This window comes from Nocardioides sp. YIM B13467, from assembly GCF_042788075.1.
Classification (GTDB): Bacteria; Actinomycetota; Actinomycetes; order Propionibacteriales; family Nocardioidaceae; genus Nocardioides.
Genome location: NZ_JBHZPJ010000046.1, coordinates 1295322 through 1321064, shown reverse-complemented (window position 1 = coordinate 1321064; position 25743 = coordinate 1295322). Strand labels below are relative to the sequence as shown.

Below are 25743 nucleotides of genomic sequence, written 5' to 3'. Positions count from 1 at the left end.
ATGCCGAACGTTGGGGGCATAGCCGTCGGGGGAGTGCCGGTGCGGCTGCTGGCGGAGAGGGTCGGCTCGACGCCGTTCTTCGCCTACGACCGGGCCGCGATCGACGTCCGGGTGGCCTCGCTGCGGGAGGCGCTTCCCGGTGACGTGCACCTGAGCTACGCGGTCAAGGCCAACCCGATGCCCGCGGTGGTGCAGCACCTGGCGCGTACCGTCGACGCGCTCGACGTCGCCTCGGGGGCCGAGATGCGGGTGGCGCTCGACACCGGGACGGAGCCGGGAGCGGTGAGCTTCGCGGGGCCGGGCAAGTCGGTCGGCGAGCTGTCCCAGGCCGTCGCGGCCGGGGTGCTCGTCGAGATCGAGTCGCCGCTGGAGGCCGACCGCCTGGTCGAGGCCGCCGAACGGCTCGGGATCCGGCCGCGGGTCGCGGTGCGGGTCAACCCGGACTTCGAGGTCAAGGGCTCCGGGATGCGGATGGGCGGAGGGGCCCAGCAGTTCGGGGTCGACGCCGAGACGGTGCCGCTGCTGCTCAAGACGCTGCACGACCGCGACGTCGAGGTGGCCGGCTTCCACGTCTTCTCCGGCTCCCAGAACCTGCACGCCGAGATCCTCGCCGAGGCTCAGGAGCGCACCGTCGACCTCGTCCTGCGGCTGTCCGGTGACCTTCCTTCGGCGATGACCTATCTCAACATCGGCGGCGGCTTCGGCATCCCCTACTACACCCAGGACCAGCCCCTCGACCTCGCGCTGGTCGGATCGCGCCTCGAGGAGCTGCTGGCCACCCGCGTACGTCCTTCGCTGCCGTCCACGCAGGTCGTCATCGAGCTCGGCCGCTATCTCGTCGGCGAGGCCGGGGTCTATGTGACCAGGGTCGTCGACCGCAAGATCTCCCGCGGCAAGACCTTCCTGATCGTCGACGGTGGCATGCACCATCAGCTCGCCGCCTCGGGCAACTTCGGCCAGGTCATCCGTCGCAACTACCCGATCTCCGTCGCCGCGGCTGCTGGTGATGCCGAGGCCGCGGTGGAGACCGTGCAGGTCGTCGGGTGTCTGTGTACGCCCCTGGACCTGCTCGGCGACAAGGTGAGCCTGCCGCGCGCCGAGGTCGGCGACCTGGTCGTGGTCCACCAGGCCGGGGCGTACGGCCTCACCGCCAGCCCCACCGCCTTCCTCAGCCATCCGGCGCCGCTCGAAGTGCTCGTCTGAGTCCCTGAACCCGTTGAACCCGAAGGAGTACCCATGACCATCGACACCACCGAAGCGACCCTCGACCGGGTCGGCGAGGCGATCACCGAGGTGATCGGCACCGACCACAGCGCCGGCACGCTGAGCGCAGACACCCTGCTCTTCGGCTCCCTGCCCGAGCTCGACTCGCTCGCCCTGGTCGAGCTGATCACCGTCCTCGAGGACCGCTTCGGCTTCGAGATGGACGAGGACGACATCAACGCCGAGGTCTTCGAGTCCGTCGGCTCGCTCGCCGCGTACGTGCGCGCGCAGCTGGGGTAATTGAGGCTGATGGGGTAGTTGGGGCGGCCGCCCCAGTGGTCCCCGGCCGCTCAGCTGGCTGTGAGCCCGCCCTCGGTCAGCAGCTGAGCTGCCGCCTGGTCGATCTTGCCGTTGCCGAGGCGGGGGAGCTGGGCGACGGGGACGAGTACGTCCGGGAGCGAGTCGGGGCGCAGGACCGTCGGGAGCCGGCGGCGGAGGTCGTCGAGGTGGGTGCCGTTGCCCTCGACGAGGCTGACCAGGTCGCCCTCGGGGGTGGCGGCGGTGAAGGTGGCCAGGCCGAAGGCCTGCTTCACCTCGGCGTCGAGCGCGTCCAGGTCGACGAAGCTCGCGCTGCGCTTCACCCGACGCCCGGCGCGGCCCAGGCAGAAGAGCTCCTCGCCGCGGCTGGCGCCGATGTCGCCGGTGTGCACGCGCTCCGCTCCGTCCCAGCGTGGGAACTCTCCGTTCGGGGCGCCGAAGAGGTAGCCGTCCGGCAGGTGAGGTGACTCGATGGCGAGCATCTCGCCAGCCTCGGCAGGCGATATCGACGTACGCCACGCGCCGACCGTCCCGCGACCGATGCCGAGCGCGCCGTGGACCGTCGGCAGGTCGTCGCCGGCATCGAATCGCGCGGCGCTGGCGAAGCCGATCGTCTCGCTGGTGCCGTACGTGTTGACGACGGTCGGGACGCCGAGGTCGAAGACACGCTGGGCGTCGGCGGCGGAGAGCCGGTCGCCGCCGGAGCCCCAGACGCGCAGGGTCCGTGGGGAGGCGGCACCACGCTCGTTGGCGGCGAGGTCGATGAACCGGGGCGCCAGCCGCAGGTGCGTCGCCTCGACGCGGGCGCAGAAGCCGAGCGGCCGGAGCCGGTCGCCCAGCGATCCGGACAGGTGGAGGGAGGAGCCGGCGGCCAGGGCGACCAGCAGATTGGTCATCGCCAGGTCGTAGGAGAGGTGCGAGACCTCGGCCCACACCGAGGAGGTGTCGAGATCGAGTGCGGCCGCGCCGTGCGGGACGAAGGCGTCGATGCCGGCCCAGGACGACAGCACGCCCTTGGGGCCGCCGCCGGTGGAGCCGGAGGACATCGCGACGTACCCGGCCTCCAGCGACGAGCGGGAGGACGACGAGGCGACGGCCCGGATCCCCGACCGGTCGAGCACGACGTCGGGATGCAGTGCCTGGAGAAGGGTTCGGCGGTGCTCCTCGGCCGCCGACGGGTCCACGAAGCAGACCGAGAGATCACCGAGGATCGCGGCCACGAGAGCGACGACCGCGTCGGTGGACAGCGGCAGCGACACCGCGACCAGCGGCCGCGGGACACCGGCTGCCCCGACGAGGGCGAGCCGCAGCTCCTCGGCCGCGCCGACCAGCCCGTCCGCACCGACCGAGGTGCGCCGGTCCGCGATCACGGCCTGCGACCGGGGTCGGGTGCGTACGGATCGGATTCGCTCGGCCAGCGGGTTCACAGGATGCGAGGCTAGGAGCCGCTGGCCGCTCCGGCACCGGCGTCGCCACTCACGATCCCCGGATTCGGGGATATGCCGCACATGCCCGACAAGCCGGTCTCAGCACCCTCAACGCTTCTCACATGGTCAACGCAGCCCAGCAGAGACATGGCGTGGCAAAGACGCACGTGCTGATCATCGTCCAGAACCTCCCCGTGCCGTTGGACCGACGTGTCTGGCTGGAGTGCCAGGCGCTGGTCGCGCGCGGTTACGAGGTCAGCGTGATCTGCCCGAAGGGCCCCGGCGATCCCGGGCGCCAGCAGCTCGCCGGCGTACGCATCTACAAGTACCGGTCCGCGCCGCAGGCCCGCGGCGTGCTCGGCTATCTGCTCGAGTTCGTCTACTGCTGGATCCGTACGGCGCTGCTGGCCAACAAGGTCTGGCGGGACCGCCCGTTCGCGATCATGCAGGCGTGCAACCCGCCCGACACCTACTGGCTGCTGGCTCGGATCTGGAAGCGCCGTGGCGTCCGGTTCGTCTTCGACCAGCACGATCTCAACCCCGAGCTCTTCCTCTCTCGCTTCGGCACCCCGACCTCCCTGTCGGGCCGCGCCCAGCTGGCTGCGCTGCGCTGGCTCGAGAAGCAGACGTACGCCACCGCCGACCAGGTCATCTCGACCAACGAGTCCTATCGGAAGGTCGCGATCACCCGCGGCGGGATGGCTCCCGAGGACGTGACCGTGGTCCGCAGCGGGCCGGACACCTCGGTGATGCGCCCGGTGCGGCCCCATGACCCGGCGACCAACGCGAACCGCCACACCCTGGTCTACCTCGGGATCATGGGTCCCCAGGACGGCGTCGACACGGTGCTGGAGGTCATGGACGAGCTCGTCCACCGGCGCGGGCGCAGCGATGTCGACGCGGTGCTGATGGGCTTCGGCGACTGCCTCGAGGACCTCAAGCGCCGCTGCACCGACCTGGGCCTCGACGACGTGGTCACCTTCACCGGCCGGGCCGGCTCGGCGCTGATCGCGCAGCACCTCAGCGCTGCCACCATCGGCCTGTGTCCTGACCTGAAGACGCCGCTCAACGACGTCTCGACGATGAACAAGACGATGGAGTACATGGCGTACGCCCTGCCGTCGGTCTCCTTCGACCTGGTCGAGACGCGGGTCTCCGCCGAGGACGCCGCGCTCTTCGTTCCCTCCGGTGACGTGGCCGCGTTCACCGACGCGGTCGAGTCGTTGCTGGACGATCCCGAGCTGCGGGTCGAGCTGGCCCTACGGGCCCGGGAGCGCGCGGCGAAGGTGCTCGACTGGGGCCCGCAGTCGGCGGCGTACGTGCAGGTCTACGACTCGATGTGCGCGATCGGCGAGGCGCCGGCGGCGGTCGACGGGTTCGAGTACGTCGATCTGGACGACCCGGACGCGCTTCGGCAGTTCGTGCTCACTCGCGGACCTGCGGTGACGTAACCGATTTCGGGTATATGACCCAGACTTCGGGACCGCTGTCCCTGCGGATCCTCTTGGATGGCTCCTTGTGCTGAATATAGGAGCCATCGGCTCCTAGAACTAGGAGTCAACCCCACGTGACCCCAACTGTACGGATGCTCGGCACCCGTGGCGTGCCCGCAGCCCACGGCGGCTTCGAGACTGCGGTGGAGAACATCGGACTCGACCTGGTCGACCGCGGCTGGCGGGTGGTCGTCTACTGCCAGGACGATGAGCCGCACGCGGACCTGCGGATCGACTCGTGGAAGGGCATCGAGCGCGTCCACGTGCCGGCCCGGCACGACGGTCCGCGCGGGACGATCGAGTTCGACGTCGGCGCGGTGCGGCATGCTGCCCGGGAGGCCGAGCAGGACGGCAGCGTGTGCGTGACGTTCGGCTACAACACGGGCGCGCTCAACGCGGTGCTGCGCTCCCGCCGCGTCCCCAACATCATCAACATGGACGGCATCGAGTGGAAGCGTGCCCGCTGGTCGGGCCTCGAGAAGGCGTTCCTGTGGACCCAGGAGCGGGCCGCCTGCTGGCTGGGTGACCACCTCATCGCCGACCACCCCGAGATCGCCCGCCACCTGGCGACCCGGGTGCCGGCCGAGAAGATCACCACGATCGCCTACGGCGCCCCGAGCATCGTCGACGCCCCCGAGTGGGCGGTGCTCGACCATGGGCTGGAGCCGGGTTCCTACCTGACCCTGGTCGCTCGGCCGGTGCCCGAGAACAGCATCCTCGAGGTCGTCCGGGCCTTCTCCAGCCGCCGCTGGGGCCGGAAGCTGGTCGTCCTGGGTGACTACGACCCCGCCGACGACTACCAGCGCGCCGTCCTCGAGGCGGCCAGCGACGAGGTCGTCTTCCTCGGGGCGATCTACGACACCGACATCGTCTCGGCCCTGCGCTTCCACTCCGTGGCGTACGTCCACGGCCATCAGGTCGGCGGCACCAACCCGTCCCTGGTCGAGGCGCTCGGCTGCGGGAACGCCGTGATCGCCCACGACAACCGCTACAACCGCTGGGTCGCCGATGCCGCGGCCCTCTACTTCTCCGACGAGGCGGACATCGTCTCTGCGTTGGAGCGGCTCCTGTCCGAGCCCGAGCTCGCGGCGTCGTTGTCCGGCCACGCCCGTGCCCGCCACTCCGCCGAGTTCACCTGGAGCCGGATCACCGACCAGTACGAGCGGCTCATCCGCGCCCGCCTGCGCTGATCCGTCCTAGACCTCGGTGGCGATGTCCGCGGTCGGTGGTGCGGGCTCTCGGGCGGTGTAGGTGCGGTAGGCGACGACGCAGGCGACGGTGAGCACCGCGGCGGTGATGGCACAGGCTGTGAAGAGGGTGTGCCACTGGTTGTGGTCCGCGGCCGGGCCGGCTATGACGGCAGCGATGGAGCTGCCGATGAAGAGCGAGGCGGCGAAGCACGCGACGACGGTGCCGCGCGCCTCGGGGACGATCGAGGTGGCCCAGGTCTGCAGCGAGGTGTGCAGGAAGGCCCAGGTGATCCCGAGCATCACGACGATGCCGATGATGGTGGGCACCGAGACCGTCACGGTCGCGGCGGCGTACCCGGCGGTCAGGGCGACGCCTCCGATCGCCATCAGCGCCCAGCGCGGGAGCCGTCGGGTGAGAGCCTTGAGGACCTGCGAGGAGAGCAGGACCGCGATCCCGTACGCAGCCGCCGCCAGTCCTGCTCGCGCCGCGTCGACACCTTGGGCCTGCAGGGCGGGGGCGAGGAGGGTGAGTACGCCCAGGACCAGACCGCCCTCGACGAAGACGAGCAGCCCGACCACCATCACCCAGCGGTTGCTCAGCGCTGCCCGGAACGATGCCTTGATTCCGCTGTTCGTGGCCCTCGGCGGCTCGGCGAGCGAGCGCAGACCCCAGGCACTGATCAGCGCCACGACCGCCGGCACCGCGAACACGACCCGCCACCCGGCGAGCTGGCCGGTGATCCCCGCCGCCGCTGCCGCCAGTGCGGTCCCGACCGCCATCGCCGCCATCAGGTCCGAGAGCGCGCGCTGCCGGTGGGTCGCGGAGACGGTGTCCCCGACGTACGTCAGTGAGGTCGGCACGATCGCCCCGAAGAACGCTCCCGCGACGACTCGCACGACCACCAGGGTGATCAGGTTCGGGGCCGCCGCTGAGACGAGTCCGGCGATCCCCGCCCCGACGAGCGCACCCTGCATCAGCCGCACCCGGCCGAACCGGTCCGAGAGCGCGCCCCACAACGGCTGACAGAGGCCGTACGCCAGGTAGTAGCCGCTCGCGATCGCCACCGCCTGCCCCACTGAGACCTCGAACGTCGCCGCGACCAGGACCAGGATCGGGCTCACCACGAACCTGTCGAAGCTGCTCACGAACGAGGCTATGGAGATCCAGACCGGTGGGCGTTTGGGGTCTGGGGCTGGGGGCACTTGATCAGGTTAGTAAAGACATTCGGCATCTGTCGCGGAATGCTTCTTCGGGGTTGGGGTGGGCCGCCGACCCGTTCTCTGATGGTCTTCTCGACGATCCCCGGAGTCAAGGACGGCCTTCGGCCGCCGGCTTCGCCGGCCGCTTCGCGGTCCTTGACACCGGCGCCCGTCGAGAAGAGATTTGGCTGGCTATCGGGGCGGCGGCCCGGGTGTGGCGCAGCGGACTCTTGCCTGGGAAAGGTGAGGTTGATGGGGCGGAAGGGTGGCCCTTCAGGCCACTTACCATCCACAAGAACGATGCGGTTCGCTCATCGCGAAAATGATGTTTGACCTGGGAAAATAGATAGCCAGATAAGGGCCCGCGGCGTAGAATCAGACCCATCACAGCACACCTCTGAAGGGGAGGATGGCGATGAGTCTCGGCCGCTCGATCGACCACTGGGGCACCAACCCAGGTGATGCGATCGACGCTGCCCTGAAGGCCATCGAGACCGCCCTCCAAGACCTACTGGCCACCGACCCCGCCTATTGGCGCACCGGACAGAAGAAGGACCTCCTGGAACGACTGGAGAAACTCCAGGCCCAGCAAGCTGCATTGAAACTGCGGGTGCTCGCATCTGCCGGCGACATCGCCGAAGAGACCGGTGCGAAGGATGCGTCGGGGTGGATGCGGACCGAGCTGCTGGTCGACAAGGCCGTGGCTCGCTCGCAGATCAAACTCGCCGCGAGTGTCGAGAAGTACGACCTCGTCGCCGCCGGTCTGGCCGAGGGTGTCGTGTCCCAGGACAAGGCCGGGGTGATCACTCGGGCACTGGACAAGATCGAGACCAACCCGGTCGCCAGTGCCGAGGACCTGGTGTTGGCGGAGAAGCTCTTAGTCAACTACGCCACCCGGTTGACCGCGAACGAGCTCCGCATCGTCGGCAAACGGATCCTGGCCGAGATCGACCCGGCCCGGTTCGAAGACGCCGAAGCCAAGGCGTTGTTGGCGGAGGAGGAACGTGCCCAGCAGAAGACGGCCCTACGGGTCTGGGACAACCACGACGGCACCATCGGGTTCGACGGCGTCCTCCCGGTCTCGATGGGGATGAGGTTCAAGCGGCTGGTCGAGGCCTACGCCCAACCCCGCAAACAACAACTCGTCGCCAAGGGCGCCCAGCTGCCGCCGTGGGAGCGGCTCATGGGCCAGGGGTTCTCGCGGCTCCTGGAGACCGTCGACCCAGCCGCACTGCCCCGCCACGGTGGCGATGCGACCACCATCAACGTGGTCATCTCCCTCGAGGAGCTCCGCAAAGACCTCGGCATCGCCACCCTGGGCTACGACGAGACCAACGGGGCCACCATCACCGCCGCGGAAGCCAGGCGGATGGCGTGCAATGCCACCATCATCCCCTGGGTCCTCGGCGGCGACGGCGAGGTGCTCGATGCCGGCCGGGGCAGTCGGTTCTTCCAACCCATCCAACGCAAAGCACTCCGGTTGCAGCAGAAGTGCTGCCAGGCCGAAGGCTGTGACATGCCACCGGAATGGTGCGATGCCCACCACCTCGACCCCTGGGCCGCCGGCGGAAAGACCAACCTCAAGGACGGTGCCCTGCTCTGTCCCCACCATCACCGGTTGGCGCACAACGCGGCCTACGTCCATGAGCGACTACCCGATGGCACCATCCGGTTCACCCGCCGTCCCTGACCAATAGCACCACCGCGCACACCGCGTACCTGAGCCTGAGAGAGCGCGCCTTCAGGCGTACCAGGCGCAGTCGCGTGCGTGGAGTGAGGACGGTGTTCGGCTAGATCACCCGAGGGTCTTCACAGAGACCGCCCTCAGCTGAGTCTTCGACAAGAGCATGACGATGAGAGTCAGTGCTGTGAGGCCGGCCGCGACCCACACGGGCGCGAGTTCGCCCACTCCGGTGGCGAGTCCGAGCGCGCCGAGAACGGGGCCTGCTGCGGCTCCGATGTTGAGTGCAGCCGTCGCGTAAGAACCGCCCATCGTCGGTGCGCCCGACGCGGCGTAGAGCACCCGCGCGATCAGGGTGCTGCCCACGCCGAATGACAACATCCCCTGGAAGAGGACTAGGACGACCAGGAGCGCCGGGACCGACGCGACCAGGGCTAGCGCGATCCATCCCAGCAGCAGCAACGGGCCGCCGATCGCTAGCACGAGTCCCGGGTTGTTGTCCGACAGTCGCCCTGCGAGCGTGACGCCGAGGAATGATCCGACCCCGAACATCACAAGCACCACGGAGATCCATGCTTCCGGCAACCCTGCCGTATCGGTCACTACCGGTGCCAGGAAGGTGAAGGCCGCGAAGGTGCCACCGTTGACCAGCGCCCCGAGGATCATCGCGAGGAGGAGTCGGTGCGAGCGCAGTTGGCCTAGCTCGGCGCGGAGACTCGGCGAACCGGTGCTTGCATCGGCCCGGCTCCGCCTGTCCGCGACGCCCCGCACGATTCCGATCGCGGCAGGCACGCACAGCAGCGAGATGGCCCAGAACGTCGTGCGCCAGCCGGCCGCGGCGCCGAGCAACGCTCCTGCAGGAACGCCGGCGACCGTGGCGATCGTCGTGCCTGACAGCAGGATTGCAAGGGCGCGCCCCTTTCGGTCTTCGGACACGAGCGTGGTTGCCGTAGCCAGAGCGACCGCGAGGAAGCCTGCGTTGGCGAGGGCGCTGAGCACGCGGGCGGTGAGAAGGAGGGAGAAGACGGGCGTGACCGCGGCGATCACATGGCATGCGGCGAACAGAAGCAGACAGACGAGCAGCGCCTCCCGCGGGGGCCAGCGGCGGGCGAAGGCAGCCATCAGCGGCGCGCCGATGACCATTCCGATGGCGAACGCGGAGGTCAGCAGACCCGCGGTACCGACGGTGACGTCGAGATCGGTGGCGATCGCGGGCAGCAAGCCCGCGAGCATGAACTCCGAGGTGCCCATGACGAAGACCGCCAGGGCAAGCATGTAGAGGGCGAAGGGCATCGAGTACTCCGAGGTGAGTGGTCAGAAGATGGTCTTCTGGTCACCACGGCCAGGGGCCCGGAGGATGCCGAACGGACCCGCGCAGATCGCGGGCCGGCGTGCTCAGTCGTTCACGGGGCTGGCGGTGTGACCGGCAGCCCCTGACCTGTCTGATTCGGGACTCGACATGCCCCAGATGCTAACCCAAGCACTTCAGGGCAGCAGCGCCGCCCGGAACGCCGCAGCATGCAGCGCCGCCGACTCAGGCCACTCCCGCGCCGACAGATCGGGTCGCCCGTGAGGCGGGGTGGCGGTCACTGCCTTCAACGCACGCTCCAGGTCTTCGATGGTGAGGGTGCCTTCGAAGAGGTGGAGCCAGCCTTCGCCGACCTCCTCGGCCAGGCGACGGTTGACCTCGTTGTCGGGGGCCAGGACCGGGGTGTCGAGGGAGAGGGCCAGCAGGAGGGCGCCGGAGTTGTGCATCGCCTTGTAGGGGAGCACCACCAACGTGGCGGCGGCGATCTCGGCGGCCAGGGTGGCGTCGTCGGCGTAGGTCAGGTCGGCGCTGATCCGTGTGTCGGCGGCTGCTGCGGCACGGACATGGTCGGCGAGGGCGGGGTCGGAGGGGGAGCCGACCAGGCGTACGTCCAGGTCCGCCTCGGGGCTGTCGGCGACCGCCTCCAGGAGCTGCTCGACGCCTTTGTAGGGCTTGATCAGGCCGAAGTAGAGGACCCGGCTCTCGACGGTCTCGACGGGCCCCGCGGACTCGGCCAACGCTTCGATAACTGGCTCGAACCAGTCGCGGTAATGGGCGTGGACGATCGTCGAGGTCGGTACGTCGAGCGGGGGAGCGGTCTGGTCGGTGAGCCGGATGACGTGCCTGGTGCAGCGCTCGAGGGCGTCGAGGAGCCGGTGGTCCCAGGGGCTCAGGCCGTCGGGACGGACGAGGTTGTGCCAGGTGCGTACGACCGGGGTCCGGGTCAGTCGAAGCCGCGCCACGAACGCGGTGGTGAGCAGGCGGCGGGCGAGCCGGCGCAGCGGCGTACGTGCCGACGTCACCAGCAGCTCGGGCCAGTGCACGTGGAAGACGTCGTAGCGGCCCGCGATCGCCCGGGCGAAGCCGAACAACACGACCTCGGTGTCGTCGCGACGCCCCAGGGTCTCGACGAGCTGGACGATGTAGGGGTTGGTCGTCGCGCGCAGCTCCCGGGCCGACTCCAGGACCCGGACCGGCCGGTCGCGTCGCCCGTCGCGCAGCCCTCGCACGACTGCCGAGAGCGGTCGTACCGGGTGCAGGAGCTGTCGGCGGCCACCTCGCATCAGGATCTCGTACGCAGCCCCGACGGCCCCGCGACGCCAGGCCCGCTGCCGCTCCTGGCTGAGCCAGGTCCGCGCGAAGAGGGCACGGTTGCGGACGTTGAAGTAGTAGTAGGCCGCCGACTTGGCGCGGGAACCCTCCGCGCGCTGGGTGCCGCCGCCGGAGTGGATCGCGGTGGCACCGTCGATGACCGCGACCCGGCCACCGAGCGCCTGGACCCGGGCACACAGGTCGACGTCTTCCCAGTAGAGGAAGTAGCGCTCGTCGAAGCCGGACAGCCGCTGCCACAGCTCACGCGTGACCGCGAAGCAGGCACCGGTGACCCACGGCAGCGTCTCCGTGTCAGGGTGTTCGGCGCGGCGCCGCCAGGGACGCATCGCGCCGGTCTCCAGGTCGAGGTCGAGACCAGCGGAGGCGACCTCGCCACCCGCCCCGAGCACCGTCGGCCCGGCGAGCAGGAGCGGCTCGGCCTCGACGGCGGCCATGAGGCGTACGGCCGACTCGGCGTCGATCGTGGCATCCGGGTTGAGGAAGAGCAGCACCTCGGCGCCGTCGGCCAGGGCAGCCGCGGCGCCCAGGTTGCAGCCGGCGCCGAAGCCGGTGTTGGTGCCGGGGAAGACGCCGGTCCAGCCCTCGCGGTCGCAGAGCTGCCGGACCGCGTCGCGATTGGCGTCCGTCGAATGGTTGTCGACGACGACGATCCTGGCGGGCCGGAGAGCGGCGGCGACCTGGGTCGTGTGCCGCTCCAGCAGCGCGGGATCGCCGTAGCTGACCACCACCACGGCCACCCGGGAGAGCTCGCTCACGACGAGACCTCGACGGAGCTGTCGAGCACGCGCAGCTCATGCCACCACTTGCGCAGCGCGATCGCCAGCGCGGCGGCGTTGCAGACGAAGACCAGGGCGTAGACCCAGGAGAAGACCACCCCGAAGCCGAGCAGCACGAACATCCAGCACTGCGCGCCGTAGTCCATCGGCAGCAGCGCCCACTTGCGCAGCGGGTTCTCATGGACCGCCGCCGGCGCCCCGGAGGACGCGGGGCGCAGCGTCGGCATCAGGATCAGCCCGAAGTACGTCACCACGGCGACCACCTCGAAGCCCAGCGGCACCAGCAGCCAGCCGTCGGTGGCCGGACCGAAGCGGTACCAGGACGCGAGCACCGCCAGATGCAGGCTGGCGGTCTTGAAGCAGTCGATGGTGTGGTCGAGCCACTCGCCCGAGCGCGACCCGCCACCACGGAGCCGGGCGAGCTGCCCGTCGGAGGAGTCGAGCACGTAGCCCGCGGCCAGCAGCACCGCGACCAGGATCCCGGTCCACCAGCGCGGCTCGACCAGCGCGAGCACCGCCAGCCCGGCTGCCGAGAGCGTCGCGCTCAGGGCGGTCACCTGGTTGGGGCTCGCGCCGAGGGTGTGCGCGGCCGCGGCGACGATGCGGCCGGCGGGCCGGTTGACGAGCCGCGAGTAGGCCGCGGTGTTGAGCGAGGGCTTCTGTGCCCGAGCCAGCGCCTCCAGATGTGCACGGAACCCGCTCGGGGCGCGTTCGGCGCCGGTCGCGGCCATGCTCGATCCTGCTTCGCTCATACGTGGGGGTTGGACATGCGGACCTTAGATGACCCTTGACCGCTGCAGGTCACGAAGCCGGTCCGCTCCCCAGATCTGGGTAGGACTTTGCCAGGACCTTCGGCCCGGGCCGTCCCGGTGACATACCGTTGCCCATCATGCGTTTGTTGGTCGCCCACCCGTCGCCGGACGTCTACGGTTCCGATCTTCAGCTGGTCGAGACGGTGCGTGGGCTGCACCAGGCGGGACAGCGGGTCACCGTCGTCGTACCCGAGCGCGGACCGCTCCTTCCGCTGCTCGAGGCCGCCGGTGCGAGCGTCGAGGTGATGGCGTTCCCGGTGCTGCGCAAGGCCTACCTCAGCCCCACCGGACTGGTCCGGCTGGCCGCGGCGCTGATGGTCTTCTGGGTCCGTGCGGCGCGGCTGTGGCGGCGGGTCCGGCCGAGCCGGATGCTGGTCAACACCGTGACGATCCCGTGGTGGATCGTCGTCGCGCGGGCGGCCCGCGTCCCTGTGGTCTGCCACGTGCACGAGGCCGAGGACGACCAGCCGAAGGCCGTACGCCTCGCCCTGACCGCTCCGCTCCTGCTGGCCACCCGCGTGGTGGCCAACTCGCGGGCATCCCGCGACGTCCTCACGCACACGGTGAAGGTGCTGGAGCGGCGTACGACCGTCGTCTACAACGGGGTGCCGGGGCCGGAGTCGGTGGCTGCGGCGCGCAGCCGGACGCCGAACGAGGCGCTGCGGCTGGTGCTGGTCGGGAGGCTCTCGCCGCGCAAGGGGACCGACGTCGCCCTCGAAGCGCTCGCCGAGGTGCGTCGGCGAGGGATCGACGCGCGGCTGCGGGTGTGCGGGTCGGTGTTCGCGGGCTATGAGTGGTTCGAGCAGGAGCTCCGCTCTCGTGCCTCCGACAGCGACCTCGCCGGCAACGTCGAGTTCCTCGGCTACGTCGCCGAGCCCGCGACCGAGCTCGAGCAGGCCGACGTCGTGCTCGTGCCCTCTCGCGTCGAGCCCTTCGGCAACGTCGCGGTCGAGGCGCTGCTCGCCGAGCGGCCCCTGATCGCGAGCCGCGTGCAGGGCCTGGCCGAGATCGTGACCGACGGGGGGACCGGCCTCCTCGTGACCCCCGGCGACGCGAACGACCTCGCCGACGCGATCCAGCGGCTCGCCACCGACCCCACCTTCGCTGCCGATCTCGCCTCCGCCGGTCGCAAGGACGCCGAGGAGCGCTTCGGTGCCGAGCGCTACCGCGACGAGATCGCCGCCGAGGTCCTCGGGTGAGCGAGCGCCAGCGAGCGAACCGTTGGTCCAACACGTCGCCGCGTCCGTATCCTGGCGCTGGCGCTACGGAGGTGGCGGCGTGAGCGTGGGGGAGGACACGGAGCGGCGCGGTCTCGGCAGGAGCGCCGCCCGCGGCGGGATGGTGGTGCTCGGCGGCCAGGGCGTACGCATCCTGGTCCAGATCGCCTCGGTCGCCGTGCTGTCCCGACTGCTCACGCCGCGCGACTACGGCCTGGTCGCGATGGTGCTGGCGGTCGTCGCGGTCGCCGAGATCTTCCGCGACTTCGGGCTCTCGACCGCCGCGATCCAGGCCAAGGTGCTCACCCGGGCGCAGCAGTCGAACCTGTGGTGGCTCAACACCGCCCTGGGCGTCGGCCTCGCGCTCGTAGTCATCGCGGCCGCCCCGCTCGTCGCAGTCCTCTACGGCGAGCCGGCCCTGACGACCTTGACCGCCGCGATGGCGGGGATCTTCGTCCTCAACGGCATGGCCGCGCAGTATCGCGCCGACCTCACCCGTCGGCTGCTCTTCACCCGGCTCGCCGCCGCCACGATCCTGGCGCCGCTCCTTGCCCTCGGGATCGCGGCATACGCAGCCGCCAACGGCGCCGGCTACTGGGCCCTCGTCATCCAGCAGCTGGTCCAGGCCGCTGTCGGCCTGGTGGCCATCGGTGCGTTCGCCGGCTGGCTCCCGGGCCGTCCACGGCGCGGTGTCGAGATGGGCGGGTTCCTGCGTTTCGGCTGGTCGCTCGCGGGCACCCAGCTGATCAACTACGCCGCCAGCAACATCGACTCCGTGCTCATCGGCACCCGACTGGGCGCCGACCAGCTCGGTTCCTACAACCGCGCCTGGCAGCTGCTGATGAACCCGCTGGTCCAGCTGCGCGGCCCCACCACGACCGTGGCGCTGCCGGTGCTGAGCCGGATCCGCGACAACCCCGCGCTGACCCAGCGGTTCGTCCAGCGCGGCCAGATCGCGCTCGGCTACAGCCTCGGCGCGGGGCTGGGGCTGGTCGCCGGCGCCGCGGCCCCGGTCTGCGCCCTCTTCCTCGGCCCCGGCTGGGACGTCGCCGGCGTCTTCGCACTGCTCGCCTGCGCGGGCCTGTTCCAGACGCTCGCCTACGTCGGCTACTGGGTCTATCTCGCCCACGGGCTGACCACGGAGCTGCGTCACTACACCCTGGTCGCCTCGGCGCTGAAGGTCCTCTGCGTGCTCGTCGGGGTGCAGTACGGGATCACCGGCGTCGCGGTCGGCTACGCGACCGCCCACCTCCTGGAGTGGCCGCTGTCGCTGTGGTGGATCTCCCGACGCACCCGGCTCCGGGTCGGCCCGCTCTACCTCGGCGCCGCCCGCATCCTGCTGGTCGCAGGGGCGGTCGCCGCCGCTGCGTACGCCACCGCTCAAGCCCTCCACGGGCAGCACCCCGCGGTGACGGTGCCGATCTGCGTGGTGGCCGGGGCCGCGGCGTACGCACTTCTTCTGCTCGTCCCGCCGATCCGCCGCGATGTGATGTCGCTGGTGGTGACCGTGAGGGGCGCGCTGGCCCAGAAGGTCAGCCGCGGCTGAGGGCCACCGGACGGCCGGTGTCGTCCCAGACGTTGCCGGAGTGGCTGACCTTCGTGGAGGACGGGTGGATGATCGCGCAGCCGTCGATGCGCTGGTCGCTGAGGAACCGGTTGTCGCGGATCACCATGCCGCGGACCGGGCCTCGGCCCTTCTCGGCGATGTTGACGGTGCAGCCGCCTCCACCGAGGAGGTTGTCGCGGATAGTGACCCCGTTGACGTCGCGGATGCTCTGGGTGATCTGTACGCCGGCGTTGTAGGCGCCGGTGAAGCGATTGCTCGCGATCGTGATGTTGCCGCCGCCGATGATCTGGATCGAGTCGTCGTGGGAGGCGCCGCCGCCCTGGTAGGGGTCGCTCTCGAAGTGGTAGTTGTCGTGAAACCAGTTGTCGCGCACGGTCACGTTGCTGCCGGTGATGTGCACCTGGTCGGTGACGTGATGGATCTCGGAGTCCTCCAGCGTGAAGTCGTGACCGACCACGCCGTTGACGCCCGGCGCGGCGTTCGCGGCCATCACCTCGACGTTGCTGACCAGCATTCCGTGACCGTTGTCGTTGTTGTTGGAGATCCCGGCGGTCTCCGAGCCGGTCGGCACGATCACCTTGGTGTTGCGGATCGTCACGTTCGGCGCCTCGACGCTCACCTTGCCGTGAACCTCGAGGCCGTCGACCACCCTCCCGGGAGTCCTGATGATCAGGTCACCGCGGTGGACGCGCAGCTTCTTCTTGGGAGGTACGCCGGTGTCGCCCGGCCCCGGAGCGCCGCCCGCCGGTGGTGGTGAGCTCAGCGGTTCACCCTCGCGCGGTCCCTGCTCACCCGGCCGATCGCCGGAGCGGTTCGGCTTCCCCGAGTCCGTGGGCCGCTTCTTCGGCTCCGCACCGTCCGAGGGCTTGGCCGAGCGCGTCGAGGACGCAGAGGGAGAGACCGACGGGGAGGGGGACGGCGTCAGTGTCACCGGCCCGCCGAAGTCGTCGGGTGGCAGATCGCCGTAGTTCCTCTCCGCACGCGGCGTGGGCTCCTCGGCGGGGCCCGAGGTCAGCGCGTAGGTCGAGCCCAGCGCGACCACGGTGGCGACCGTGGAGATACCGAGGAGGAGGACCCGGGACGGGACAGCCAAGAGACGTACGCCTTCCTGTGGACTCTGCATCCAACTGATCGTGTGGGAGTCTGCCCCTGAGCCGCGCAGTTTGCGAGCGTTGGATGCTTGCGTCCCCATACATACCCGATTCAGGGGATGGAGCACGTGACCGGCGAGTTTGTGGTGGCGGCGGCGCGGTCGTCTCGATCGTCGAAGCGGCCCGTCACCTGAGTCGAGGCGCTAGTCGAAGGGGCTGCTGAACGGTGTGTAGGTGACGTCCCTGGAGCGTGCTGAATTGCAGCACCGATTGCCACAGACTGGTAACGGAAAGCGGATTCACCAGATGTAGTGATGCCCGTGGGGGCTAGCGTCTGGTTTCGCTAAACCGGCTCGGGACCGGAAAAGCAAGATTCGCTGGTCCGAACGCCATTATCGAGACTCCTCATATCAATGCGCCGAACGGAGGAGATGCACGTGGCCCCGAAGATTGGGAGAAGCCGCTCGGGTTCCCGTGATGAGTCGGCCGGCTTCAGATTCATAATCGGATGGTATGCCGATCAATGCGACGGCGAGTGGGAGCACGAGTTCGGCGTCAAGATCGAGACCATCGACAATCCGGGGTGGAGCGTGACGATTGATCTTGTCGACACCGAGGCGCACGGCTCCTTGCTCGAATTCTCCACAATTGAACTGCCGCGTAGGGGGTGGATTGGCGCGATGAGTGATGGAGAGCGATTCATTGCATCGGGCAGCCCAGGGGCCGCTTCCGAAATCGATCAAGCCTTCGAAGATTTCATCGCGGGACGGGCTTTGCCCTCGGATCTTGGACACGGTGGTTGATCGCGCCTTGGCTGGCAGTGTTGCGGCGTAGCTGGTCTGGTAGTCGTTCGGGGACTGGTAACGGGACTGGAGTGGCGTTGCTGTGTCGTAGCGGCCGAGTTATTTGAAGACTTGGCACCGGCAGGTGAGTGCGTCGGGCAGGCGGGGCTGGCCGTGGTTCTTGCACACGCAAAGGTCGGTGGGTGGCAAGAAATCACCAATTCTGAGGAACGAAGCCACAACTAGTGCGCGGATCACGGCGGGCGTACGCGACACTCGCGTGTCGCGGCCGAGGTGGCCGCCTTGTGCAGGGATGGATGATGACGCGGATTCACGAATGGCGTCTGCTGGCGGCCGGGGCGGTCGCAGCTGTTCTCGGGGTGAGCAGCCTGATCATGTCGGGAGGGGCGACGGCGGACACGGCTCCGGTCGACCCCGAATTGCCGGAGACGGTCTCGGCGGACGTACTGCCGACGGTGCAGATCGACGGGGTCGCCTGGAAGCAGGTGATCGTCGGCGACACGGTCTACGTCGGCGGCAACTTCAGCTCGGCCCGCCCAGCAGGCGCGGCGGCGGGCACCGATGAGACGCCGCGGTCCAACATGCTGGCCTACCGGCTCTCGACCGGCGAGCTGATCCCCGGCTTCGCGCCGAGCTTCAACGGCCAGGTCAAGGACATGGCGCTCTCGCCCGACAAGTCCCTGCTCTACGTCGCCGGCAGCTTCACCCAGGTCAACGGGGTGAACCGCTACCGCGGCGCCGCGATCAACCTCGCCACCGGGGCGCTGACCAGCTTCCGGCCGATCTTCAACTCGACCACCAACGCCGTCGCGGCCACCGCCGACGCGGTCTTCTATGGCGGCGTGTTCACCTCCGCCGACAACACCGCGCGTACCAAGCTGGCCGCCGTCCGGCCCAGCGATACCGGCACGCAGTTGCTCCCGATGAACCCGACCGTCTCCAACGGGTCGGTGCAGGACGTCGTGGTCTCGCCCGACGGCGCCGACATCGTGATCGGCGGCAACTTCACCCGGGTCAACGGCTCCTCCAACCCGGGCTACGGCCTGGCCCGGATCAAGGTCGCGACCGGCGCCTCGATGGCGCTGCCGGTCAACTCCGAGTTCCGTGACGCCGGCACCAACTCCGCGGTCCTCTCCCTGGAGAGCGACGGCACCAGCTTCTACGGCAGCGGCTACCACTACGGCAGCGGCGGCAACTCCGAGGGCACCTTCAAGGCCGACTGGGCCACGGGCAGGCTGACCTGGCTCGAGGACTGCCACGGCGACACCTACTCGATCTGGCCGACCGCCGACGTCGTCTACCAGGCCAGCCACAAGCACTACTGCGGCAACTCCGGCGGCTTCCCGGAGACCAGCCCGCGCAGCTTCCAGCACTCCACGGCCGTCACCCAGGACGTACGCGGCACCAACACCCGCGACATCTACGGCTACCCCGACCACCCCGGGACCCCGCGCCCGGAGTTCCTGGAGTGGTACCCGAAGTGGACCCCCGGCACCTTCACCGGTGCCAACCAGGCGCCCTGGACGGTGACGGCCAACGACGACTACGTCGTCTACGGTGGCGAGTTCCTCAAGGTCGACGGGGTCGCCCAGCAGGGCCTGGTCCGCTTCGCGGTCAAGGACATCGCCCCCAACGACGTCGGTCCCGCCCTGTCCGGCGCGGAGTTCGGGCTCACCGCCACCTCGCCGGCCGACGGTCAGGTCCGGCTGACCTGGCCCGGCAACGCCGACAAGGACAACGCGACCGTGACCTACAAGGTCTACCGGGCCTCGGCCGACGGCGCTCCGATCCACACGAAGGCCGTCACCGCGGCGTTCTGGAAGCAGACCACGCAGAGCTACCTCGACACCGCGGCGCCTCCGGGCACCACCCAGAGCTACCGCGTCGTCGCCGAGGACGCCTTCGGCAACCAGTCGCCCACCGAGTGGGTCACCGTCGACGTCGCCGGCGAGCCGGCGCCGCCCGCCGAGGGCGTCCTCGCCGCGGACACCTTCGGGCGTACCGAGACGAGCGGCTGGGGCACGGCCGACACCGGCGGCGCCTGGACCCGCACGACCGGCACTGCCGGCAACTTCTCGGTCTCCGAGGGTCGCGGCTGGCAGGCGGTCACGCCCGGTGGGACCACCGAGTCGCGTCTCGGCGAGGTCTCGGCGACCGACGTCGACGCCACCGTCAGCGTCGGGGTCTCGCGGCTGCCCGACGCGGGCTACGTGTGGTCGATCCTCGGCGCCCGCGTCTCCGGCACCAACCACTACGCCTCACGGCTCCGGTTCAACCCCGACGGCACCGTCGGCGTCCATCTCGTACGCAGCGGCACCCCGGTCGTCGGCGCCAACGCCGTCCCGGGCCTGAGCGTCGCGCCCGGCGACCGCCTGAAGGTACGCCTCCAGGTCACCGGCACCGCGCCGGCGACCGTGCGCACCAAGGTGTGGCCGGCCGGCTCCGCGGAGCCGTCGGGCTGGACGTACGAGCTCTCCGACTCGACCGTGGCCAACCAGATCGCCGGTGGGGTGATGCTGCGCAGCTTCGGCGCCTCGACGATCGGCACCACGCCGGTCGGGGTCGGCTACGACGACTTGAAGGTCATCGAGCCGTAGGAGGCATACCCGATCTTGGGGAGCGCTTGCGTGGATCCCCCCACGGGCGTCCGGCTTGGGCTTTAATCCAACGTCTTTGAATCGATGTCCTTGTCCGACCCGCCCGCGGAAGATCCCCCATGCTCAGTCAAGTCCCGCGTTCGAGGATGTACGTCGCGGCGGCTGTCGCTGCCGTCGTCCTCGTGAGCGTCGCGGTCGTGCTCATCGTGCGAAACCCGTCCGGCCCGGCGAATGCCGGGTCGGACTCGACGGTGGCCGCCGCCCCCTCCTCGACGGCGACCCCGTCGGAGAAGGAGTCCACCTCGTCCTCCGACTCAGCGGACGACGAGGGGGAGTCGTCGGACGGCAGCCGCGCGCTCGGGCTGAAGGCCGTGGCGACCACGTCCCCGGGCGTGACGGCCCGGCTGGCCCGCATCGACTCGGTCCAGGCCACGGCGAGCCTGCCCGGCGAGATCGGCGGACCAGCGCTCGCGATCACCGTGAAGGTGAATAACCAGACCGGGAAGAAGCTCGACCTGGCGCTCGGTGTGGTCAACGCCTACTACGGGCCTGAGCGCACCCCTGCGGTGAGCGTCGCCTCCGACGGCGAGGTGCCGTTCCCGGCCTCGGTCGCGGACGGCGAATCCGCCAAGGGCGTCTACGTCTTCCAGATCCCCGAGGAAGCCCGCCCCGTACGCGTCGAGCTCGATCTGGGCAACGGCGCCGACGTGGTGGTCTTCAAGGGCCGTCCCCAGCGATAACCCTCCCCCACGATGAGAGATGTGATGAAGCCGATCCTGGCTGTTCTGTTGCTCGCGGCAACGACGAGCCTGACCCTGGCGACGACCTCCGCATCCGCGGACACCGCGCCGACCGATCCCGACCTGCCGAAGACGGTCGCTGCCGACGTACTTCCCACCGTGCAGATCAACGGCGTCGCCTGGAAGCAGGTGATCGTCGGCGACATCGTCTACGTCGGCGGCAACTTCACCTCCGCCCGCCCGGCGGGCGCCGCGGCCGGCACCAGCGAGACCGCCCGGTCCAACATGCTGGCCTACCGGCTCTCGACCGGGAAGCTGGTCACCACCTTCGCGCCGAAGTTCAACGGCCAGGTGAAGGACATGGCGCTCTCCCCCGACAAGAAGCTGCTCTACGTCGCGGGCGGCTTCACCCAGGTCGACGGCGTCAACCGCTACCGGGGCGCTGCGATCGACCTCGCGACCGGCAAGCTGACGAGCTTCCGGCCGATCTTCAACTCGACCACCAACGCGGTCGCGGCCACGTCCACCGCGGTCTTCTACGGCGGCGTGTTCACCTCCGCCGACAACACGGCACGTACGAAGGTGGCCGCCGTCAAGCCCAGCGACACCGGCACCGGCCTGCTGCCGATGAACCCCAAGCTCGCCGGCGGCAACGTCAATGACATCGTGGTCTCCTCCGACGGCACCAAGATCGTGATCGGCGGGGCGTTCACCAGCGTCAACGGCTCCTCGAAGCCGGGCTACGGTCTGGCCCGGCTCGAGGTCTCTTCGGGCAGCTCGCTGGCGCTGCCGGTCAACGACGAGATTCGCAACGGCGGCACCGAGGCGGCGATCTTGTCGCTCGAGTCCGACGGCACCAGCTTCTACGGCACCGGCTACGACTACGGCAGCGGCGGCAACTCCGAGGGCTCCTTCAAGGCCGACTGGGCCACCGGCAAGCTGACCTGGCTCGAGGACTGCCACGGCGACACCTACGCCGTCTGGCCGACCGCCGAGACCGTCTACCAGGCCAGCCACAAGCACGGCTGCGACACCTCCGGTGGCTTCCCGGAGACCAATCCGCGGGCGTGGTACCACGCCACCGCGACCACTCAGGACGTACGCGGCACCAACATCGCCGACGACAAGTACGGCTACCCCGACCACCCCGGCACCCCGCGTCCGGAGTTCCTGGAGTGGTATCCCAAGTGGACCAACGGCACCTACACCAGCGCCAAGCAGTCGACCTGGACCGTGACCGCCAACGGCAGCTACGTGCTGTACGGCGGTGAGTTCCTCAAGGTCAACGGCGTCGCCCAGCAGGGCCTGGTGCGGTTCGCCGTCAAGGACATCGCTCCCAACAAGGTCGGTCCGACGCTCAAGGGCGCCAAGTGGGCGCTGACCGGCTCCTCGCCGTCGGCGGGCAAGGCCACGCTGAAGTGGCCGGGCAACCCCGACAAGGACAACGCGACCGTCACCTACAAGCTCTACCGCGGCTCGCTCGACTCCACGCCGATCAAGACCGTGAAGGTCTCGGCCCCGTTCTGGAAGCACACCGCGATGACCTTCACCGACACCGGCCGCGCCAGCGGCTCGGCGCAGAAGTACAAGATCGAGGCAGTGGACCCGCTCGGCAACATCTCCCGCTCTGACTGGGTGACGGTCACGATCAGATGATGTCGCAGGGATGACGGGTCCGATGGCTCAGCCGGTCTGGGTCTGCATGCTCACCTACCGGCGCCCCGAGGGGTTGGCCGAGGCGATCGGCATGCTCCGGGCCCAGCTCGACCTGGTTCCCGGCGCGCGGCTGCTCGTCGTCGACAACGACGAGCAGCCCAGCGCCTCTGGTGCTGTGGCTGAGGCGGCGGACGGTGACGTACGTGTGCGGTATGCGCATGAGCCGACCCCCGGCATCGCCGCCGCCCGCAACCGGGCACTGGACGAAGCCGGGCATGAGGCGGTCGTGGTCTTCATCGACGACGACGAGCAGCCCTCGGAGAAGTGGCTGCTGACCCTGCTCGCCTGCTGGGAGGAGACGGGCGCCGCTGCCGTCGTCGGGCCGGTGCTCTCCTCGTTCACCGCCGAGCCGGACCCGTGGATTGCGGCGGGCGGCTTCTTCCAGAGGCTGCGGCATGTCACCGGCACCATCGTCACCACCGCAGCGACCAACAACCTGCTGCTCGACATGAGCCGGGTCGGCCCGCTCCGTTTCGACCTCGGCTTCGGCCTCTCCGGCGGCTCCGACACCGTCTTCACCCGCAGCCTCTCTGCCGCCGGTGGTCGGATCGTGTGGTGCGACGAGGCCCCTGTCCATGACCTGGTCCCCGCCGACCGCGCGACACCGGAGTGGGTGCGCGCCCGCGCCTCCCGCATCGGCAACTCGGACTCCCGCGTGCAGGTCTACCTCGCCCCCTCCAGCCGCCGTCCGGTGGCCCGGCTCCGCGCCACCGCCCGCGGCCTCGTCCGCGTTCTGGGCGGATCCTCCCGCCTCGTCCTCGGCCGACTCACCGGCTCGCTGACCCACCACGCCCGCGGCACCCGCACCCTCCTCCGCGGCGTCGGTATGCTCCGCGGCGCCTGGGGCTCCTACGTGACCGAGTACGCCCGCTGACCCACGCCGGTCGGGCCCTTGGCGGTCCAGCGTGCGATCGGGAAGTCGAAGACGCCGCGGATCCGGCCGGTGATCAGCCGGTCGAGCGCCAGCGCGAGCAGGATCGCGACGAGCGTCAGCAGCGGCGCCGCCACCAGCCCGGTTCCCGGGGGCCAGTCGATGCGATGTCCTGAGCTTGTCGAAGGGTCGTGCCCGGTGAGCAGGGCCGCGGCGGCGGTGATCGGGAAGGCGTGGACGACGTAGATCGGCAGCGTGCGGGTGCCGAGATGGCGTACGAACCCGAGCGCGGGGACCTGGGCGATGATCACCCCGAGCCCGCATCCCGCGGCGACCGCGAGCAGCCCGAGCATCGGCCGCACGAAGATGATCCGGTCGTCGGCGATGTAGAGGAAGAACCCCAGCACCACCAGGTACGCCACTCCCGCCCCGACCACGTGAACCAGCCGCATCCGCGGCACGACCGAGCGCACCGCGGGTGCGGCGCGGGAGGCCAGCACGAAGAAGAACCAGTAGCGGAACGTCTTGTCCCACGGGATGTCGCCGGTGGAGACCAGCCCGGCGGCGAAGACCGCGGAGACGATCAGCGCGGCGCCGACGACGAGCCATGCGGGCAGGCGCCGCGTCAGCCAGCCGACGAGCGTGAACAGGCACAGCGTGTAGAGGAACCAGAGGTAGACGTTGGGCTCGACCAAGACCCGGGCAACCGCCGCGAACCCACCGGGTGGGGAGTGCGGCAGCAGCGCGCGGAAAGCGCCGAGGAGCAGGCACCACAGGACGTAGAGGTAGATCAGGTTCAGGCAGCGAGTGCGCAGCACGACCCTCAGCGGGCGGGCGAGCAGCGCGGGCGCGAGGAGCCCGGAGAGGAAGAAGAACAGCGGCATCCGGAAGGTGTCGAGGGTGTAGGCCAGCCGCGACCAGGGGCCGGCGAGGCCGACCGGGTCGAGGTTGATCACCGCGTGGAAGAGCACCACCAGGACGATCGCCAGGCCGCGCGCGGAGTCGATCCAGGATTCACGCACGCTGCGGACCCCCGGCGAGGTAGCGGCGGCGGGTGCGCTGGCTCCGACGGCCCTGGCGTCGCCGTGGCGCCAGCGGCTTCGGTGACACCGGAACCGCTGGGGACGGCGAGGCAGCGGCTTCCTTGCGCTGCAGCAGGAACACCCCGAGCGCCAGCGCGAGCGGCGGCAAAGAGCTGATGATCGGTCCGAAGAAGAGGTTCCAGCCGAGCTGGAGGGCGAGGAAGATGCCGAGCGCGGTGCCGGTGCGGTGGGCCATGCTGCGGCCCAGATAGATGGTGGCGAGCCACAGCAGCCACCCAGACAGCACCAGCCCGGCGAGCCCGAACCAGATCCACAGGTCGCCGATCAGCGAGTGCACCTCGATCCGGCTGCCGAACATGTAGTGCTCGACGTAGCCGTTGTCCGGGTCATAGCCCAGACGAGACATGCCCTGCTTGGCGGCCTGCATGTCGGTCGGCGTGGCCATGACGCCGGCGCCGTAGCCGAGCGGCTCGTGGAGCATCAGGGCGACAGTGGCCCCGATCTCGGGCCGACCTCCGAGGATGAGGGAGCCGGCCGCCTGGGTCTGCTCCTCGGTGCGCTCCTGGGCAGACTGGCCGAGGTAGCCGTCCAGCGCAGCGCCCTCCAGCGCTCGGTAGAGCCCGAACCCCAGCGCGCCCACCAGCACCAGTGAGAGCAGCGCCGAGGTCGTCCGTTTGGCCGTCCTCGGCCGGTGCTGCCACAGCAGCAGGACGGCGGTCATGATCAGGAACGCGCTCATCGACCTTGCCCCGGAGAGCGCGGTGACCGCGGTGAGGATCCCGAGGGCGGTCATGTCTGCGAGGAGCCTCTTGCGGGGCCGCCGCCGGATGAGCAGGCAGGCTCCCAGGAGCAGCATCGTCGCGGGCATCGAGAACCCGAACCGCCACGGGTCTTCGGCGAACCGGGAGTTCATCGTCGCGGTCATGAACGAGCCGACGGCGTAGAGGCACACCACGACCCCCGGCGACAGCACCTGCTGCGCCCACAGCAGCGCCCCGACGCACATCGCGGTCGAGACGACCGGAACCAGCTCGAACAGCACGCCGGCTTCGGTCGGCGGATGGGTCGCCGAGCGCCAGGTGGCGAGCGCCAGCGCGGAGAAGAGGCAGGCGAGAAGGAGTACGCCGCCCAGGGCCGCACCGCGGTAGCGGCTCGCCTCCCGGATCCAGACCGGCGCCAGCGCCGCACCCATCAGCCCGCCCACGGTCAGGCCACGGACGAGATCGAAGTCGGTCCCGGCGAGGAACGCCGCGGCGCCGGCCAGGAGAGCGGTCAGCACCTCCCAGCCGGTGCGCTCGGCGCGCTGGGTACGCCCGGTGCGACCGGTGCGGACCCGGACCGCCGTCGCGACGGCCAT

General features: G+C 69.9%; 20 protein-coding genes. 12 read left to right on the top strand and 8 right to left on the bottom strand.

Annotation, left to right across the window (positions count from 1 at the left end):
• Together ACFX43_RS13510 and ACFX43_RS13505 are read left to right on the top strand one after the other, a co-directional pair.
• Window positions 1–1203, top strand: a complete 1203-nt coding sequence (locus ACFX43_RS13510) for a pyridoxal-dependent decarboxylase, exosortase A system-associated (RefSeq protein ID WP_378822361.1) — start codon at window positions 1–3, stop codon at window positions 1201–1203.
• Window positions 1204–1236: 33 nt separating this feature from the next.
• Window positions 1237–1503, top strand: a complete 267-nt coding sequence (locus tag ACFX43_RS13505) for an acyl carrier protein (protein ID WP_378822350.1) — start codon at window positions 1237–1239, stop codon at window positions 1501–1503.
• Between the two features lie 50 nt (window positions 1504–1553).
• On the opposite strand, the gene ACFX43_RS13500 is transcribed toward ACFX43_RS13505, so the two are convergent.
• Window positions 1554–2948, bottom strand: a complete 1395-nt coding sequence (locus ACFX43_RS13500; protein ID WP_378822345.1) for an AMP-binding protein — start codon at window positions 2946–2948, stop codon at window positions 1554–1556.
• 152 nt (window positions 2949–3100) lie between these two features.
• Here ACFX43_RS13500 and ACFX43_RS13495 point away from each other — a divergent pair, with 152 nt between their 5' ends.
• Window positions 3101–4399 (top strand): glycosyltransferase family 4 protein, encoded by a 1299-nt coding sequence (locus ACFX43_RS13495; RefSeq protein ID WP_378822336.1) that lies wholly within the window; start codon window positions 3101–3103, stop codon window positions 4397–4399.
• A 116-nt stretch (window positions 4400–4515) separates the two neighbouring features.
• Window positions 4516–5631, top strand: coding sequence for a DUF1972 domain-containing protein (locus ACFX43_RS13490; RefSeq protein WP_378822330.1), 1116 nt, complete (start codon window positions 4516–4518; stop codon window positions 5629–5631).
• A 6-nt stretch (window positions 5632–5637) separates the two neighbouring features.
• On the opposite strand, the gene ACFX43_RS13485 is transcribed toward ACFX43_RS13490, so the two are convergent.
• Window positions 5638–6834 (bottom strand): MFS transporter, encoded by a 1197-nt coding sequence (locus tag ACFX43_RS13485; RefSeq protein WP_378822323.1) that lies wholly within the window; start codon window positions 6832–6834, stop codon window positions 5638–5640.
• A gap of 412 nt (window positions 6835–7246) precedes the next feature.
• Between ACFX43_RS13485 and ACFX43_RS13480 the strand changes: the two genes are divergently transcribed.
• The gene (locus tag ACFX43_RS13480; RefSeq protein ID WP_378822317.1) at window positions 7247–8521 is read left to right on the top strand and encodes a DUF222 domain-containing protein; all 1275 of its coding nucleotides are present in this window, start codon (window positions 7247–7249) and stop codon (window positions 8519–8521) included.
• 105 nt (window positions 8522–8626) lie between these two features.
• On the opposite strand, the gene ACFX43_RS13475 is transcribed toward ACFX43_RS13480, so the two are convergent.
• From ACFX43_RS13475 to ACFX43_RS13465, 3 genes are all read right to left on the bottom strand, one after another.
• On the bottom strand, window positions 8627–9805 hold the full coding sequence (locus ACFX43_RS13475; protein ID WP_378822309.1) for a Cmx/CmrA family chloramphenicol efflux MFS transporter: 1179 nt from the start codon (window positions 9803–9805) through the stop codon (window positions 8627–8629).
• A 192-nt stretch (window positions 9806–9997) separates the two neighbouring features.
• Complete coding sequence (locus ACFX43_RS13470) at window positions 9998–11908, bottom strand: glycosyltransferase (RefSeq protein WP_378822305.1); 1911 nt, start codon at window positions 11906–11908, stop codon at window positions 9998–10000.
• Window positions 11905–12660, bottom strand: a complete 756-nt coding sequence (locus ACFX43_RS13465) for a CDP-alcohol phosphatidyltransferase family protein (protein ID WP_378822298.1) — start codon at window positions 12658–12660, stop codon at window positions 11905–11907. Before ACFX43_RS13465 ends, ACFX43_RS13470 begins: the two co-directional genes overlap by 4 nt.
• Before the next feature lie 158 nt (window positions 12661–12818).
• On the opposite strand from ACFX43_RS13465, the gene ACFX43_RS13460 reads away from it, so the two are divergent.
• Together ACFX43_RS13460 and ACFX43_RS13455 are read left to right on the top strand one after the other, a co-directional pair.
• Window positions 12819–13940, top strand: coding sequence for a glycosyltransferase family 4 protein (locus ACFX43_RS13460; protein WP_378822292.1), 1122 nt, complete (start codon window positions 12819–12821; stop codon window positions 13938–13940).
• A 79-nt stretch (window positions 13941–14019) separates the two neighbouring features.
• Window positions 14020–15504: a lipopolysaccharide biosynthesis protein gene (locus ACFX43_RS13455; protein WP_378822280.1), complete on the top strand. Its 1485-nt coding sequence runs from the start codon at window positions 14020–14022 to the stop codon at window positions 15502–15504.
• Here ACFX43_RS13455 and ACFX43_RS13450 read toward each other — a convergent pair.
• Window positions 15491–16648 (bottom strand): right-handed parallel beta-helix repeat-containing protein, encoded by a 1158-nt coding sequence (locus ACFX43_RS13450; protein ID WP_378822275.1) that lies wholly within the window; start codon window positions 16646–16648, stop codon window positions 15491–15493. The two genes, ACFX43_RS13455 and ACFX43_RS13450, sit on opposite strands and share 14 nt — an antisense overlap.
• Window positions 16649–17053: 405 nt before the next feature.
• On the opposite strand from ACFX43_RS13450, the gene ACFX43_RS13445 reads away from it, so the two are divergent.
• From ACFX43_RS13445 to ACFX43_RS13425, 5 genes are all read left to right on the top strand, one after another.
• On the top strand, window positions 17054–17419 hold the full coding sequence (locus ACFX43_RS13445; protein WP_378822272.1) for an Imm53 family immunity protein: 366 nt from the start codon (window positions 17054–17056) through the stop codon (window positions 17417–17419).
• 299 nt (window positions 17420–17718) lie between these two features.
• A complete protein-coding gene (locus tag ACFX43_RS13440; protein WP_378822269.1) occupies window positions 17719–20016 on the top strand; it encodes a hypothetical protein in 2298 nt (765 codons plus the stop codon).
• Window positions 20017–20135: 119 nt separating this feature from the next.
• The gene (locus ACFX43_RS13435; protein WP_378822266.1) at window positions 20136–20756 is read left to right on the top strand and encodes a hypothetical protein; all 621 of its coding nucleotides are present in this window, start codon (window positions 20136–20138) and stop codon (window positions 20754–20756) included.
• A 12-nt stretch (window positions 20757–20768) separates the two neighbouring features.
• Complete coding sequence (locus ACFX43_RS13430; protein ID WP_378822265.1) at window positions 20769–22412, top strand: hypothetical protein; 1644 nt, start codon at window positions 20769–20771, stop codon at window positions 22410–22412.
• A 22-nt stretch (window positions 22413–22434) separates the two neighbouring features.
• Window positions 22435–23346, top strand: coding sequence for a glycosyltransferase family 2 protein (locus ACFX43_RS13425; RefSeq protein ID WP_378822263.1), 912 nt, complete (start codon window positions 22435–22437; stop codon window positions 23344–23346).
• On the opposite strand, the gene ACFX43_RS13420 is transcribed toward ACFX43_RS13425, so the two are convergent.
• A complete protein-coding gene (locus ACFX43_RS13420) occupies window positions 23322–24365 on the bottom strand; it encodes an acyltransferase family protein (RefSeq protein WP_378822257.1) in 1044 nt (347 codons plus the stop codon). The two genes, ACFX43_RS13425 and ACFX43_RS13420, sit on opposite strands and share 25 nt — an antisense overlap.
• The gene (locus ACFX43_RS13415; RefSeq protein ID WP_378822245.1) at window positions 24358–25743 is read right to left on the bottom strand and encodes an O-antigen ligase family protein; all 1386 of its coding nucleotides are present in this window, start codon (window positions 25741–25743) and stop codon (window positions 24358–24360) included. The genes ACFX43_RS13420 and ACFX43_RS13415 overlap by 8 nt, the downstream gene beginning before the upstream one ends.

Coding starts and splice junctions, on each gene's coding strand:
- ACFX43_RS13510 (WP_378822361.1), top strand. CDS start 1: ATGCCGAACGTTGGGGGCATAGCCGTCGGGGGAGTGCCGGTGCGGCTG.
- ACFX43_RS13505 (WP_378822350.1), top strand. CDS start 1,237: ATGACCATCGACACCACCGAAGCGACCCTCGACCGGGTCGGCGAGGCG.
- ACFX43_RS13480 (WP_378822317.1), top strand. CDS start 7,247: ATGAGTCTCGGCCGCTCGATCGACCACTGGGGCACCAACCCAGGTGAT.
- ACFX43_RS13475 (WP_378822309.1), bottom strand. CDS start 9,805: ATGCCCTTCGCCCTCTACATGCTTGCCCTGGCGGTCTTCGTCATGGGC.
- ACFX43_RS13465 (WP_378822298.1), bottom strand. CDS start 12,660: ATGGCCGCGACCGGCGCCGAACGCGCCCCGAGCGGGTTCCGTGCACAT.
- ACFX43_RS13460 (WP_378822292.1), top strand. CDS start 12,819: ATGCGTTTGTTGGTCGCCCACCCGTCGCCGGACGTCTACGGTTCCGAT.
- ACFX43_RS13450 (WP_378822275.1), bottom strand. CDS start 16,648: ATGCAGAGTCCACAGGAAGGCGTACGTCTCTTGGCTGTCCCGTCCCGG.
- ACFX43_RS13440 (WP_378822269.1), top strand. CDS start 17,719: ATGACGCGGATTCACGAATGGCGTCTGCTGGCGGCCGGGGCGGTCGCA.
- ACFX43_RS13435 (WP_378822266.1), top strand. CDS start 20,136: ATGCTCAGTCAAGTCCCGCGTTCGAGGATGTACGTCGCGGCGGCTGTC.
- ACFX43_RS13430 (WP_378822265.1), top strand. CDS start 20,769: ATGAGAGATGTGATGAAGCCGATCCTGGCTGTTCTGTTGCTCGCGGCA.
- ACFX43_RS13425 (WP_378822263.1), top strand. CDS start 22,435: ATGGCTCAGCCGGTCTGGGTCTGCATGCTCACCTACCGGCGCCCCGAG.
- ACFX43_RS13415 (WP_378822245.1), bottom strand. CDS start 25,743: ATGGCCGTCGCGACGGCGGTCCGGGTCCGCACCGGTCGCACCGGGCGT.